Raw genomic sequence first — 535 nt, 5'->3', positions numbered from 1 at the left:
CTCCTGGCCCGCGACGCGGTGGCCGCGGGGCAGGTGGCGTTCGTCCGGACCGTCGGCGCGCTCGCCGCCGTGGGCGCGGTCGTCGCGGGGTCCCTCGTGATCCCGCTCGACACCGCCGCGCAGACCGGCACGCTCCGCGTCGGGGCCGTGCAGGGCAACGTCCCCGAACCGGGCCGGCTCGACGCGTTCGGGCAGCGTCGGCAGGTCCTCGACAACCACGTCGCGGGCACGCGCGCGCTGCTCGAGCGGACCGCACCCGGCGACCTCGACGTCGTGCTGTGGCCCGAGAACGGCTCCGACATCGACCCGCAGGTCGACGCCGAGGCCGCGGGACTCATCGACGGCGTCGCGCAGGAGGTCGACGCCCCGCTGCTGGTGGGGACCGTGCAGTACCCGGACTCCGGCGGCCGCTACAACACCGCCGTGCTGTGGGAGCCGGGCGTCGGCCCGGTCGCGACCTACTCGAAGCAGCGGCTCGCCGCGTTCGCCGAGTACATCCCGATGCGTTCGTTCGTGCGGCACTTCTCCGACGCGG

General features: G+C 75.3%; 1 pseudogene. It reads left to right on the top strand.

Annotation, left to right across the window (positions count from 1 at the left end):
* Positions 1–535: pseudogene (locus G3I71_RS46365) on the top strand (apolipoprotein N-acyltransferase); the annotation flags it as partial.

Origin of the sequence: Streptomyces sp. SID12501 (genome assembly GCF_010550245.1) — a bacterium.
Lineage (GTDB): Bacteria > Actinomycetota > Actinomycetes > Streptomycetales > Streptomycetaceae > Streptomyces.
This window is presented reverse-complemented; position numbering and strand designations above follow the sequence as displayed.